The organism is Bradyrhizobium sp. LLZ17 (assembly GCF_041200145.1).
GTDB lineage: Bacteria > Pseudomonadota > Alphaproteobacteria > Rhizobiales > Xanthobacteraceae > Bradyrhizobium.
Map to the genome: position 1 here is coordinate 6,957,344 of NZ_CP165734.1, position 13,853 is coordinate 6,971,196.

General features: G+C 61.2%; 9 protein-coding genes and 1 pseudogene. 7 read left to right on the forward strand and 3 right to left on the reverse strand.

All coding sequences use genetic code 11. From position 1 onward, the window contains the following. The first annotated feature begins 47 nt into the window (after nucleotides 1-47). From ilvC to AB8Z38_RS33345, 3 genes are all read left to right on the forward strand, one after another. A complete protein-coding gene (gene ilvC, locus AB8Z38_RS33335) occupies nucleotides 48-1,067 on the forward strand; it encodes a ketol-acid reductoisomerase (protein WP_369721809.1) in 1,020 nt (339 codons plus the stop codon). Nucleotides 1,068-1,371: 304 nt separating this feature from the next. Further along, entirely contained in the window at nucleotides 1,372-4,710 is a 3,339-nt protein-coding gene (locus AB8Z38_RS33340) for a PAS-domain containing protein (RefSeq protein WP_369721810.1), read from the forward strand. Between the two features lie 153 nt (nucleotides 4,711-4,863). Further along, the gene (locus tag AB8Z38_RS33345) at nucleotides 4,864-5,862 is read left to right on the forward strand and encodes a DUF2336 domain-containing protein (protein ID WP_369721811.1); all 999 of its coding nucleotides are present in this window, start codon (nucleotides 4,864-4,866) and stop codon (nucleotides 5,860-5,862) included. A 65-nt stretch (nucleotides 5,863-5,927) separates the two neighbouring features. On the opposite strand, the gene AB8Z38_RS33350 is transcribed toward AB8Z38_RS33345, so the two are convergent. From AB8Z38_RS33350 to AB8Z38_RS33360, 3 genes are all read right to left on the reverse strand, one after another. Then, complete coding sequence (locus AB8Z38_RS33350) at nucleotides 5,928-6,824, reverse strand: FkbM family methyltransferase (protein ID WP_369721812.1); 897 nt, start codon at nucleotides 6,822-6,824, stop codon at nucleotides 5,928-5,930. 385 nt (nucleotides 6,825-7,209) lie between these two features. Continuing rightward, nucleotides 7,210-7,470, reverse strand: coding sequence for a DUF3551 domain-containing protein (locus AB8Z38_RS33355; protein ID WP_369721813.1), 261 nt, complete (start codon nucleotides 7,468-7,470; stop codon nucleotides 7,210-7,212). A 770-nt stretch (nucleotides 7,471-8,240) separates the two neighbouring features. Continuing rightward, a complete protein-coding gene (locus tag AB8Z38_RS33360; RefSeq protein WP_369726665.1) occupies nucleotides 8,241-8,972 on the reverse strand; it encodes a hypothetical protein in 732 nt (243 codons plus the stop codon). A 706-nt stretch (nucleotides 8,973-9,678) separates the two neighbouring features. On the opposite strand from AB8Z38_RS33360, the gene AB8Z38_RS33365 reads away from it, so the two are divergent. From AB8Z38_RS33365 to AB8Z38_RS33380, 4 genes and pseudogenes are all read left to right on the forward strand, one after another. After that, nucleotides 9,679-11,163 carry a porin gene (locus AB8Z38_RS33365; RefSeq protein ID WP_369721814.1) on the forward strand — a complete coding sequence of 495 codons (1,485 nt, stop codon included), beginning with the start codon at nucleotides 9,679-9,681 and terminating at the stop codon, nucleotides 11,161-11,163. A gap of 136 nt (nucleotides 11,164-11,299) precedes the next feature. Then, complete coding sequence (locus AB8Z38_RS33370) at nucleotides 11,300-11,554, forward strand: DUF3551 domain-containing protein (RefSeq protein WP_369721815.1); 255 nt, start codon at nucleotides 11,300-11,302, stop codon at nucleotides 11,552-11,554. A 180-nt stretch (nucleotides 11,555-11,734) separates the two neighbouring features. After that, nucleotides 11,735-12,322 (forward strand): annotated as a pseudogene (locus AB8Z38_RS33375) (tetratricopeptide repeat protein); the annotation flags it as partial. Nucleotides 12,323-12,328: 6 nt separating this feature from the next. Further along, nucleotides 12,329-13,741: a UDP-N-acetylglucosamine-peptide N-acetylglucosaminyltransferase gene (locus AB8Z38_RS33380; protein WP_369726666.1), complete on the forward strand. Its 1,413-nt coding sequence runs from the start codon at nucleotides 12,329-12,331 to the stop codon at nucleotides 13,739-13,741. The last annotated feature ends 112 nt before the right edge of the window (nucleotides 13,742-13,853 follow it).

A 13,853-nucleotide genomic window follows, 5' to 3' on the forward strand; every position in this document is an offset into this window, starting at 1 on the left:
GAGACCTGACCAACGGCCGCTTCCGGCCCCTGAATGAGGAAATGACCATGCGTGTTTATTACGATCGCGACGCCGACCTGAACCTGATCAAGGGCAAGAAGGTGGTCATCGTCGGCTATGGCAGCCAGGGCCACGCCCATGCGCTCAACCTCAAGGATTCCGGCGTCAAGGACGTCGCGATCGCGCTTCGCAAGGGTTCGGCCTCGGCCAAGAAGGCGGAAGCTGCCGGCTTCAAGGTGATGGAAGTCGCCGAGGCTGCCAAATGGGGCGATCTTGTCATGATGCTGACCCCGGACGAGCTCCAGGGCGACATCTATCGCGAGCACCTGCACGACAACATGAAGAAGGGCGCAGCGCTCGTCTTCGCGCACGGCCTCAACGTCCACTTCAACCTGCTGGATCCGCGCGCCGACCTCGACGTGCTCATGATCGCGCCGAAGGGCCCCGGCCACACCGTGCGCTCGGAGTATCAACGCGGCGGCGGCGTGCCCTGCCTGATCGCGATCGCCAAGGATTCGTCCGGCAACGCGCATGACCTCGGCCTGTCCTACGCCTCCGCCATCGGCGGCGGTCGCGCCGGCATCATCGAGACCTCGTTCAAGGAAGAGTGCGAGACCGACCTGTTCGGCGAGCAGGTCGTGCTCTGTGGCGGCCTGGTCGAGCTGATCAAGAGTGGCTACGAGACCCTGGTCGAAGCCGGCTACGCCCCGGAGATGGCCTATTTCGAGTGCCTGCACGAAGTGAAGCTGATCGTCGACCTGATCTATGAAGGCGGCATCGCCAACATGAACTACTCGATCTCCAACACGGCCGAGTACGGCGAGTACGTCACCGGGCCGCGCATCGTCACCGACGAGACCAAGAAGGAGATGAAGCGGGTTCTGAACGACATCCAGTCGGGTAAGTTCGCGCGCGACTGGATGCTCGAGAACAAGGTCAACCAGACCTCGTTCAAGGCAACCCGCGCCAAGCTCGCCCAGCACCCGATCGAGGAAGTGGGCGCGAAGCTGCGCGACATGATGCCCTGGATCAAGAAGGGCGCGCTGGTCGACAAGAGCAAGAACTAAGGTCTGGGTCCCCCGGACGCAGCGCAACACTGCTGGCGATGCGAAGCATCGTCCGGCGGCGTGCGTTGCTGGTCCGGGGAGATACCTGCGCGCCATTCCTAACCGGAGTGCCCGGCGTGGGGTGGGGTACTGATCGGTATGGAGATGCCTCCGGCATCCATCCGTAGGACTACCGAGTTCAATTTGCGATAGCCGGTTCAACCAAATCTTAGCGTTGCAAGGGCGATGGTGGGCCGTTCGCTCGAACCACAGACGCGCAATGCTGAAAGCTTGGCGAAGGCTGGCCGGATCGCCGGGATCGTCTGTGACGATCCTGGGCCTGCTGTTTTCGTTCGTCGTCGTCGCCTTGTTTCTCGTCGATCTGGCCGTCCGCTATCGAGAAGCGGTCGCGTCTGCCAAAACCGATGCTCTCAATCTCTCGGCCATTCTGGCCGAACACGCCGCGATGACGTTCGAAGACATCGATCGCGTGTTGCTTGAGGCGCAGGCGATCCGCAACGACGCTTCGTCGGGAAAATACGCCGATCCCGGTGCCGCCAACGCCGCGTTGCGGCAACTGGTCAAGAGCTCGTCGATTCTTGTCGCAGTGGGTTGGACCGATGCATCCGGAACGGTCGTTGCGCACTCCTACGACCACGCGCTGCCTCGCAACAACATCTCCGACATGGCGCACTTCGTCGCGCAGCGCGATGGTGCCGGCAGCGGATTGTTCGTTGCTCCACCCTATCGCTCGGCGGGCGGCGACAAATGGTTCAGTGCGGCGTCGCGCCGTTTGAGCAACCCGGATGGGAGCTTTGCGGGCATCGTCACGGCGCCGCTGGATCAATCCTTTCTCCTCAAGATCTACCGCAAGATCGATCTTGGCCCGAATGGCTCGGTGGTGCTGCTCCATCGCAACGGGCGGATCCTCGCGCGCGTGCCGGAGCAGAACAAGGTGCTGGGGATGTTGGTCGCCGACGGGCCGCTGTTCAACCAGTATCTGCCGGTCTCCGAGGTCGGGTCATACGAACTGACGAGTCCCGTCGACGGCGTCGCGCGCATCGCGGGCTACAAAGCCGTGTCCGGTCTGCCGCTGGTTCTGGTCGTGACCTACGCGCGCGCTCACGTGCTGCAGCCATGGTATCGGCATCTCTACACCTTTGGACCACTCGCTGCTGCGATCGTCGCCATCCTTCTGATCGGCACCTTTCTGCTGCGGCGGCAAACGAATGCGCTTGCGGCCGCGAGCTCCAGGTTTGACGTCGCGTTGAGCAACATGCCGCATGGGCTCAGCATGTTCGATGCCGACGAGAAGCTGCTGGTCGCCAACAGTCGTTATCGCGAGATTTATCACCTCACGGAGTCGCAGGTCGAGCCTGGAACGCCGCTCAGCAGCATCGTCCGTGGCTACAAGAGCGTTGCAGGCGATCTCGATGTCAGGGAGTTCCTCGACGGCGCAAGGCACCGGACTCCGAGGATCATCACACTCGCCGATGGCCGGACCATCTCGATCGTGCGAACGCCGATGCTGGATGGTGGCTGGGTCGCGACCCATCAGGATATCACCGAGAGGCAGCGAGACGAGATCCTGCTGGCCGAAAATGCCGCCGAACTGAAGCTGATCAACGCGCGGTTCGATGTCGCGATCAATAACATGAATCAGGGCCTGTGCCTGTTTGACGCAGACAAGAACCTGGTCGTTTCCAACTGCCGGTACCAGCAGATGTACGATCTGCCGGACGAACTCGTCAGGCCCGGTACGCCGCTGCAGCGGATATTGCAGCACTATCAGGATCGCGGCGAAACCAGCTCGCTGAGCGTCGATCAGCATGTCCAGCTCATGCCGAAACAGCGACAGCAGGATTACGAGCTGAAAGACCACCGCCAGATCCTGATCCAGCGCAAGCCGCTGCCCGACGGCGGCTGGGTCGCGACGCACGAAGACGTCACCGAGCAGAAACGTGGCGAGCAAATGTTGGCGCAGAAAGCTGCGGAGCTCGAGGCCATCAACTTGCGCTTCGATGCCGCCCTCAACAACATGTCCCAAGGGCTTTGCATGTTCGATGCGGAGCAGAGGATCGTGGTGTCGAACGCGCGCTATTGCGACATTTACCACATTGACTACAGCCGGATCAGACCCGGAATCACGCTGGCGCAAATTCTCGAGTATCGTCGCGAGCAAGGTACGCATTTCGTCGATGTCGCACCCGACGTCTATCTCGATCGCAACGTGAAGCAGCTCAACGAGACCCGAGAACTTGCGGACGGGCGTGTCGTCGCGATTGCGCGGCACATGATGCAGGACGGTGGCTGGCTCACGACCCATGAGGACATCACCGATCGGGCGAGAAACGAGAAGCGTATCGCGTATCTCGCGCAGCACGATCTGCTCACGGGTCTGGCGAACCGCGCCGTGTTCTCGGAAAAGCTCGACGAAGCGGCAAAGCGTTTGCAAAGGCATGGCGCGACATTCACCGTGCTGATGCTCGATCTCGACCGGTTCAAGCTGGTCAACGATACGCTCGGTCACGCCGCAGGCGACCAGTTGCTGGTCGAGGTCGCGCGCCGACTGAGTTCGTCGCTGCGCAATACGGACGTGTTGGCCCGTCTCGGCGGCGATGAATTTGCGATCATCCAGGAGAACGAAAGCAATCAGAGCGAAGGTGCGATCGCACTGGCGCTGAGGATCATTGGCCTCATCGAGCAACCGTTCGATCTCGGCAGCAACCGCGTCAGCGTCGGTACCAGCATCGGGATCGCCTTTGCGCCTGAGCATGGCGTCAGCCCCGAGACGTTGCTACAGAAGGCTGACCTCGCACTTTATGCCACGAAATCCGGCGGCCGAAACGATTTCCGCATCTTCCAGACCGACATGACGGAAGCTGCCGACACGCAAAAGTGGATGGAGGGCGAACTGCGGGACGCCATTGATCGCAATGAATTCGAGCTGCACTACCAGCCCGTGATTGATGTTCGGACGCGCGCGACGACGAGCCTGGAGTGCTTCGTGCGCTGGCATCACCCTTCGAAGGGCGTGCTGCCGCCTGCGCAGTTCCTGGCCGCTGCCGAGGCGTCCGGACTGATGTTGCCACTTGGTGAATGGATCTTGCGGCAGGCTTGCCTGGATGCGTCCGCCTGGCCGGCGCACATCCGCGTCGCCGTCAATATGAGCGCCGTCCAGTTCCACAAGCCCAACATCCTGGATATCGTCCTGTGCGCGCTGGTCGAGTCGGGGCTGTCGCCCGAGCGGCTCGAACTCGAAATTCCCGACGCTGCACTCGTCGAGGGGAATCTGGCGGCTCACCTGCTCACGGTGCGGCAGCTGAAGAACCTGGGCATTGGCGTCGTGCTCGATAATTGCGGGGTGGGCTATTCCGCTGCAAGCTACCTCCAGAGCTTTCCATTCGACAAATTCAAGATCGACCGGGCGATCGTGCAGGGCTGCGCGACGCGAAGGGACTGCGCCGCCGTGGTCGCCTCCGCCGTCGCATTGGCGCGCGGTCTCGATGTCACGACGGTCGCGAAAGGTGTCGAACTCCCCGCGCAATTCGAGGCCTTGAAAGCGGCCGGAGTAGACTTCGCGCAAGGATATCTGTTCGGGCGGCCGGTGCCGAACTCCGAACTCGACTTCAAGGCGATCTTGCCGGTGCAGAACGTCGCGTGATGGCATGATCTCCGCCGGAACGCAGGCGGCTCATTGTTCAGGATGCAGAAGATGAACTTGGAGAACGGCCTGATCGATCAACTCGAGGCGACGCTGGCCAGCCGCGAGCTGTCAAAGCGTGCCGAGCTCCTGCGAAAGGTCGCCGATCTCTTCGTGTTCGGCTCGGGCAAATTTACGAACGAGCAGATCGATCTATTCGACGAGGTGATGAGCACGCTGCTCCGGACCATCGAATGTGCCGCCCGGGCGTCGTTCGGGAGCCGTCTTTCCAGATTGCCCGACGCACCCCGCCGGACCATCCGTCTATTGGCGTTTGACGACGCGCCGGAGGTGGCGATGCCGATACTTGAGCACTCGCCACGGCTCGACGAGGCGACGTTGGCGGAGAACGCGAGGACCAAGAGCCAGGATCACCTGCTGGCCATCGCCGGTCGAACCCAGTTGACGGAACCCGTCACCGATGTCCTCGTCGGACGCGGCAACAACGATGTTGCGGTACGGGCCGCAAGCAATGGCGGCGCCAGATTCTCGCCACAGGGTATGTCCAGCCTCGTCGGGCGCGCGCGAGACAATAGCGCGCTCGCGATGTGCATCTGGGCCCGCCCGGATATTCCGCGCGAGACCTTGCTGAAATTGTTTGTCCATGCATCCGAGATGGTGCGATCCAAGTTGGAGACGGCTGATCCACGCCAGGCAACTCTGATCCAGAGTGCCATTGCGGAGGGCTCCAATAAGCTTCAGACGGTAGCGCGAGCAGGCTCAAGCGAGCACGCCCGGGCGTTGGCCGAGGTGAAATCCCTGCATTCGGTCGGGCAACTCGACGAGGCACGCGTGCTGGGCTTCATCGGCGAGCGAAGTTTTGACAAGACTGCCGTTGCCCTGTCGCTCATGAGCGACCTGCCGATTGGAGCGATCGAGCGTGCGCTGGTCCGCTCCGAGCCCGAGCAGATTCTCATTCTCGCCAAAGCCGTCGGTTTATCCTGGGACGCGACGAAGGCGATCTTGACGTTTCAGCCCGGCGCAGCCCACGAGGCGAAAGAACGATTGGAGCAATGCTTTGCGAGCTTCCTGCGGCTGAAGCCGAATACCGCGAAGGCGGCGCTCCAGTTCTATCGGCTCCGGGAGCGCGCAGGGCAGGGTGCTTCGCACTAGCCCCCGGTGGTCGAACCACGCTTGCTCGCTGGCCTCCCGAAGCGTTGCGGCTTATTCTTCGCCGGCTACAAACCTGCATTTTCCGAACTGCTCGCGGTCGGCGCGGCAGGGGCCTGGAAAGACGCCAGGTACTCGCGGATCGATTGGTCGGGGATCGCCTTGCGCGCAATCAGGTGGTGAACGCAGTTCGCGGCAAGGTCGAACGAACGGTAGCAATGATGAGCAATCATTGCGAGATGTTTCAGTTGCTCGACCGTCATCTCGGCTGGCCGCATGAAGTTTCGCACATAGACGATGTCAGCCTCCAGCAACTGGTTCATGGCCGCATACGGATTGGACGGGTCGCTCAACGGGGCGATCATGCGCCGGTTGATCGCCGTAAAAGCGTGGGGAACGAACCCTTGTTTGCGCAATTCGACGTCGATATCGCCGAATGTCGGCTGCTCCTTGTAGAGGCAAAGAAACGAGACCTCCGTTTGGATGGCGACCGCCTGCTTCAGCTTTTGGCGCCCGCTTCCGAAGACAGCCAGTTCGGAGCCCTGAACGTCGATTTTCAGCAAATCCAGATCGCGGATTTCGGCGATATCGTCGAGCCTGCGGGTCTGGACCGGATGTTCACTGACCACGCTGCCCCATTCGGCGAATTTAGCGAAATGCGACAGAACATTCTGATCCGGAAGCAGCAGGCTTGTCATTCCCGGTGTTCGGCAGAAGCGCAGTTTCGCCTTGTGCCCGTTTCCGAGGACATAGTGATAGTAGCTCTCCAGGTCGCTCTTGCGGGCATTGAGCACAGCGAGCGCCTCGTCCTGCGGTTCAAAACCAACGACGGTGCAAAGTCTTCGTTGCAGCATCGCTTTGTAGGGCGGGTCACCGTCAATCGGGTTGGCCCCGACATCGACCACCGACGTCAGTCGCGCCGGCTGGATCAGACCGTTGAGTAGATCCGGTTCGTTGTTGTTCATGTGACCGCCGTGACCACTTCTCGTTGTTCGGGCAGATTGGATCGCGATGCAATGGCGACTCGAAGAAGTCGCGCGTCGAAAGGCATAGGTTTGACAACAGTATTCGTTGTCTGTGGCGCTAGGTATATCGCAGACGACGATGCGGGATAAATGGATTCCTTTGCGCAAAGTCAACAACGGCGGAAGCAAACACGATCAAGACGAACATCAACGAACGCGGCTGAAGCAAACAGCCAGTCGGATGGAGTGGGATAAGAGTAGCCAAGAGGCCGACGCATCCGAGGGAGACGATGCGAACTGAACGGCAGGCTCTTTGCTGGTCAACGCGGTCGCGCGATGAGGAACGCGGACCACTGCGAATCTACAGAGTTCAGGCAGGGTACACTCAACGTGCCCGGCGCGGGTGCACGGTCCGTCCTGCGGACGGTTGCTCTTGGATCGATGCCCGCGGGTTTAAATCGCAATATACGTTCGAGCGGCCAGAAGCTGACGCCAGGCATTGAGCTCTCGTACTGTATGAGCAGTCATAGCCCATCTCACCTCCCATCACGCACCATGGGTAATCATAGGATATGCGAGAGGCTGGTGCGTCGGCAGTGGGCGGGCTCGGCGCCGCCAACGCCAGCAAAAGCAGAATGGTATGCATGATTGGTGCTTCTCGTAGGTGGTCTGAAGAGCCCGCCAGCTACGCTGGCGGGCTGAGGTCGTTGGCCGAGACGTCTAATTTGTTGTCTCGCCAAAATCTACACGGCGTTTCCGCAACTCCTTAGCGGTGGGTAGGATCTTCTCCTCTGCCTGGATGAATCGCATTTCTTTGAAGCCCTCCGGCTCCTCCACTTGCGCCGCTGCTCCCCATGCCGGAATTCCCTGCGCCGCTAGCTCCGACGCCTCCCGTGCCAGCTCCGGTTGTCCCGCCACCGCTCACCCCGGCTCCTGCGCCACTTCCAGCCCCAGTTCCGGCCCCTGCACCGGCCCCGGCCCCAGCGCCACCAGCTCCACCAGTGCCACCGGCTCCTTGAGCATAAGCTCCCGTCATCGAGGCCGCGGCGAGCAGCGCACACGTGAAGATCGACAAGATCGTATTTCGCATTTCACAACTCCAGTTTGATTGCAGGTGCGGGACAAACTGAGCGGAGCGTGAACGTTCCTATTGGGCAGACATGAGGGTTTGCGGCTGGCGCTTGTTAGTGCCGCTGCTCCAGGCGAGTAGGCGCATCTCCGTCGCGCGTCATCGTGGCCAGGGCTAATCGCGATGATCGAGATGCTCCGACGTGAGCATACGCAAAAAGACCGTAGTCGGAGGTCTGTTGGAATAGTCGCTTGCGGGGAATTGACGGCGGCGACGATGGCGAAGGGCATGCAGCGCTGGCTGCTCGGCGAACCTATGCAGAATCCTCCGAATCGCTCAGAAGCGACTCACTTCTCCTTCTCCTTGCCCGATAGCACGTCGAAATAGGTCCGCTTCGAGTCATCAGCGCCGGAGCCGTAGGCATAGTTGGACGAAGGGGTCTGGTATCCCGGCGGCGGCTCTACGAGGCTCCTCCGCGTGGGTTCTCCCGTGAACGGCTTCTGTTCGCTGCTGCCGCTCTTGAACAACGTACCGAACAAGCCACCTGAGTAGCCGAGCTGGGCAGGGCTCAGAGTCGGTTGATTCGGGCTGACCCCCGGCTGGACGGGATCAGAGTTCTCCCGTGGTGCTGCTACGCGGCCGGCATCGAGTTCTTTCGGCGTCAAGGGTTGGGCAGCCACATACGGGTCGACCGCCCTGTTGCCTCCACTTTTCTTCCTTGCGGCAGCGGCTTCCCTGCGCCGCCTCTCGTCGGGATCCTTGGGCCAGTTAGGTGCGACCTTGGCTCCTTCGGCTGAAGTCGGCTGCGGCAAATCGAGTTTGGGCGGAACCACCAAGGGCGACCGCTCGCGATATTCGATGCCGGGAGTTTCCATGCTCTTTGCGCCGAGACCGGACATGAGGTTGTCGATGATCCTCTCCTCGAAGGTTCTATCGTCGTCCTCATCGTCATCGCCGGCGCGGGCCACACCTGCCGAACATACCAGACCGACACCCAGCATCACGGCGGCGAACTTCAGCCGGCGCCTCATACCCTGCCCGGGGCGCCCGACGATCGACCTGGTGGTGAAGCTGCCCATTGAATACCGTCCGTAATCGAGAATTTTCACGTGATGCCGTTCGCGCAGGACAAGGTTGATCTGCGGCAATGTCGGCGCTTTTACGACCACGTTCCAGCAGAATCGATATGACGGGAAGCGTCGAGCCGGCAACCTATTCGCAAGACATTCGTGGAGCATGAGGCTCCCCGGAACCGCCGCCAATCGGGGGGAAATGCGGACCGAATCCAGGCGCCACGACTCGCCGAACGTCAACGGGATCGATTCTGGTCCGCCACCAATGGCTGAGATGGAGATGCCGCGTAAGCATCACGGCACGGGCGGGGAAATCGGGCAGGTTTGGCCTGCCATCGAGGCGGACATGGTGCGGTTGGGGACAAGTGTATATTGAACGATTCCAGCGAAAATACGACGTTTTATCAAGCGCTTGCAGGCCATTCTTCGGTTCAAGCAATCGTGATATTTGTGCAACAATCGCTGGAAAACGGCCGTTCCCTGCCCAAACCGAGGCAATCGATCATTGATTGATCAGGTCCGATCGTTTCTTATCCCGTTGCGACGGAGGGGGGCATCCCGAGGTCGTCCCGTCTAAGTCTTTCGCTTAAGTCCCTCGCGTTTATGCGGGTGTGTCCCAAGACGCGATCGGCTCTAGCGGTGATTAGAGGGGGAGCGGGGAATTGGCCGTCCGGTCAATGACCGTCCCTGGAGAGCAAACTTGGAGGTTAACATGAACTTTAAGAGCCTTTTGCTCGGCTCAGTGGCGGGTCTGGTCGCCGCTGGCGGAGCCCAGGCAGCCGATCTTCCGTTGAAGGCCAAGGCCGTCGAATACGTGAGGATCTGCTCCCTGTACGGTGCGGGTTTCTACTACATCCCGGGCACCGACACCTGCATCAAGCTGGGCGGCTATCTGCGCGCCGACTTGATCCTGGGCGGTGCTGGCGACTACAGCTTCCGGCAGGGCTCGTCAGCCGGTACGAACAACCGTCTGACCGACTACTACCATAGCCGCGCTCGTCAGGACCTCACGGTCGATACGCGCACTGCGACCGAGTACGGCGTGGTACGCACCTTCGCCGATCTGGTCTTCACCTGGGACTCGACCTCGGTCACCGGCAGCACCCCGTCGGCGTTTTCGACCGGTTCCGCCTCGCTCGGCCTCTACCATGCGTTCATCCAGTTCGCTGGCTTCACCTTCGGCCGGACGGTCTCGATCTTCGACGCTCCGTGGCAGAGCTATCCCGCTGGCGGTCCCGATACGCTTCCGGGCGGCAGCAACAACGTGACCGGCATCAACCAGGTTGCCTATACGGCTGACTTCGGCCAGGGCGTCACCGCTTCGATCGCGTTGCAGGACATGACGACGGCGGCCGGTGGCCAGTCGAACCTCTTTAACACCAACGGGTTCACAGCTGCTGGTTTCATCACGGGCACCTATGGCGCCAATGATTGGGGTGGCACGCGTTCGCCCGACATCGTCGGTCAGGTCCGCGTCGACCAGGCCTGGGGTCTGGCCCAGATTTCGGCCGTCGCGCATGAGATCCACTCCGCGTACTACGGCACGACCGAACCCACTGACCATCCCGCCGATAAGTGGGGCTGGGCGGTTCAGGGTGCGTTGTCCATCAAGAACATCCCGACAGGGGCTGGCGACAGCATCAACCTGCAGGCTGTCTACACCGATGGCGCATCTCGGTACAACTTCCAGAGCTTGTTCCCGCAGGCCTTCTTCATGTACGGCGGCAGCAGCGCGGCGTACCAGAGCATCGGCGTGGCCGGAATTGCTGACGGCGTCTTCGGCACCATTGGTGGCGTGAACACCGGTATCGATACCGTCAAGACCTGGGGCTTCCGCGGTGGTTATACCCACAACTGGAACCCATACTGGGCGTCGGGCATCTACGGTGCGTATGCTCAGTTGAAGTATGGCGATACGGGCAAGGCACTCATCTGCGCCGGCTTCGCTACGCTTGCAGTCGCGGGTTCTACCTGTAATCCCGACTTCAACTTCGCGGCTGTCGGCATCAACACCGCGTGGACCCCGGTCAAGAACCTGACCTTCACCGCGGACCTGAGCTACTCGGTTCTGGACCAGAAGTACTCGGGCTTCATCGCCGCCCCGGCGTTTGCAGCCGCTGCCAAGCCGGCAGCTGTGTACGAGCTGAAGGACCAGAGCTCGCTCCAGATGCTGCTGCGCGCTCAGCGTAACTTCTAAGACTTAATTCTGAGCCGATACCAAAGGCCCCCAGCGGTTTCGCTGGGGGTCTACTTTTTGCGGGTCAGCTTGAACATCTTCGCCGCGCGAAAATTGGAGATGCCGTGTTAGGGTCGCAAATCGTCGGAGTTACATGATGCGCGCGCTTCCCTTTCTCCTCCTGGTTTGGATTGCAATGTCCGTGGCCGGTCCAGCCGCGGCTCAACGGTTCGGCGGCGATTATCCGGTTTGCCTGCAGAAGTGGGAGTGGGGCGGCGGCACTTCGATTTCGTGCCGGTATAGTTCGTGGGAAGAGTGTAGAGCGTCCGCTGCGGGACTTTCCGCCATGTGCTTGGCGAACCCTTATGTGCAACGGCCGTCCTATCCAGACCGCGGTCCACGTCCGCGATAGCTGCGATCGCGGCCACCGCAATTGCCCGGCATCGATATTCTCGCGCGCGAATCTAGGTACCCGCACGGTCGTTTCGCGCCTTGAGGCGCAGGTCTGGCCGTTGTTCTCTCCATGAAAGCCGACTAGAGTTTTTGTGCGAATTCGCCAGAGCACAAATCCTTCATCCAGAAACCCAATCACATGTCGCAGCAAAGCCGAAACAAGGGAGCTTCGGCCCCTTCACTGCATACGTCGGCTATTCTGGACCAGGCCGTTGCGGCGCACCGTTCTGGCAATCTGTCGGAAGCAGAGCGGACTTACGCGGCCATCCTGAGGGGAAGCCGAACGCATCCCATCGCGCTTCATATGCTGGGGCTGTTGCACGCCCAACGTGGCAATTTCGCGGATGCCGAGCCATTGCTCAAGAAGGCTGCCCGGGTCGATCCCGGCAATCCCGACGTTCTTTTCAACTATGCCAACGTGCTGCGCGCATTGAACAAGCCAGACGATGCGCTCGCCTGGCTTGCCAAAACGATTGCGCTGTCGCCCGACTTCGCGGACGCCTATGTGAATCGCGGAGCGATCCTGATGGCACGGCAGGAGCTTCGCGGCGCGATCGCGGAATTTGATCGCGCCATTGCGATCGCGCCATCGAGCGCAGCGTTCGCAAACCGAGGCAGTGCGTTCCAGCAGCTCGGCCAGCTGGACCAGGCGCATGACAGCTACCAAAGGGCCGTCGAGCTTGTGCCTTCGAATCCGCATAACCATTTCGTCCTGTCTGAGGTCCTTGCCCAAATGGGCCGGCACGACGAAGCCATCGCAGCGCTCGAAAAAACGGTCGCGCTGAACAAGGCTTTCCCGTTCGCGTTGAGCAAGCTCGTTGCTGCCAGGCGGAAGCGTGGCGACTGGCGCAGTTTCGAACGTGAACAGGCCGCGCTGGACGAGGCGGTCGAATCCGGCGTGGCGGTCGACCCCTTCACCTTCTTTCATACCTCGTCGTCTCCCGCGCACCAATTGACCTGTGCCAAGACCTATGTCGCCGAGGTCGCACCGGACCGAGGTGCCGCGAGACCTGGAACTCCGTCGCCGGTTTCCCGGCTGCGGGTCGCGTACATGTCTGCCGATTTTTGCAATCACGCCGTCGCGCATTTGGCGGCTGGCCTCTTCGAGGCGCACGATCGCGAGCGCTTCGACGTCAGCGCTATCTCCTACGGACCGGACGACCGGGGCAAGATGCGCGACCGCCTCAAGGCCGCATTTGAACGCTTTGATGATGTCAGCCACGTTCCCGACGAGGACGTGGTCAAGCTGATACGCCAGCTCGACATTGAGGTGCTCGTCGACCTGGGCGGCTTCACCGCCGGTGCGCGGCCGAAAATCCTGGCGCGCCGGGCGGCTCCCATCCAGGTCAACTATCTCGGTTTTCCCGGCACCATGGGCGCGTCCTATATGGACTACATCATGGCCGACCCGATCGTGATCCCCGAAGCAGAGCAGAAGTATTACGCCGAGAAGGTGATTTACCTCCCTCATAGCTATCAGGCGACCGACGCAAAGCGACCGATCCTGCCAAAGCTACCGGCCCGGAGCGAGGTCGGACTTGCGGATGATGCATTCGTCTACTGCGCGTTCAACAGAACGTCCAAGATCACGCCGGTGCTGTTCGATGTCTGGATGAGGCTGCTTGGCAAAACCGCCGGCAGCGTCCTTTGGCTGCTTGATGCGGACCCGATCGCCAGGGAGAACCTGAGGCGTGAAGCCGTTGCGCGCGGCATCGCCGCCGAACGAATCGTGTTCGCCCCATTCGCGGCTGCCGACGAACATTTGGCGCGCCACCAGCTGGCGGATCTGTACCTCGACACATTGCCTTACAACGCCCATACCGCGGCCAGCGACGCTCTTTGGGCTGGCTTGCCCGTCCTGACCTGTCTCGGCACCGCCTTTGCGGGACGTGTCGCAGCCAGTCTCTTGAATGCTGTCGGCCTTCCTGAGCTGGTGACGCGATCGCTGGACGAATATGAGACCCTAGCGCTTCGGATCGCGCATGATTCCGAACTTCGAACCGCCCTCAAGAGCAAGCTGGCGGCGCATCGGTCCACTTGGCCTCTGTTCGATACTGTGGGTATGACGCGACACATCGAAAACGCCTTCAACGAAATATGGCGCCGGCATCGCGCTGGCGAAGCGCCGGCCTCGTTTGCCGTCTAGACCTGCTCTCTCGAGCTGGCGACGCGGTCGGCGCTCGCTATGTGGCGTCCTGACTAAGTGGTCTAGGGATGAATCTGGTGCGCGCGCGAGGAAACGCCGCCCGTGGGCTCGT

Bases quoted from the DNA above. Each gene is read 5' to 3' on its own strand.
- ilvC (WP_369721809.1), top strand. From the start codon at position 48: ATGCGTGTTTATTACGATCGCGACGCCGACCTGAACCTGATCAAGGGC.
- AB8Z38_RS33350 (WP_369721812.1), bottom strand. From the start codon at position 6,824: ATGAACAACAACGAACCGGATCTACTCAACGGTCTGATCCAGCCGGCG.
- AB8Z38_RS33355 (WP_369721813.1), bottom strand. From the start codon at position 7,470: ATGCATACCATTCTGCTTTTGCTGGCGTTGGCGGCGCCGAGCCCGCCC.
- AB8Z38_RS33360 (WP_369726665.1), bottom strand. From the start codon at position 8,972: ATGGGCAGCTTCACCACCAGGTCGATCGTCGGGCGCCCCGGGCAGGGT.
- AB8Z38_RS33365 (WP_369721814.1), top strand. From the start codon at position 9,679: ATGAACTTTAAGAGCCTTTTGCTCGGCTCAGTGGCGGGTCTGGTCGCC.
- AB8Z38_RS33370 (WP_369721815.1), top strand. From the start codon at position 11,300: ATGCGCGCGCTTCCCTTTCTCCTCCTGGTTTGGATTGCAATGTCCGTG.
- AB8Z38_RS33380 (WP_369726666.1), top strand. From the start codon at position 12,329: ATGGGCCGGCACGACGAAGCCATCGCAGCGCTCGAAAAAACGGTCGCG.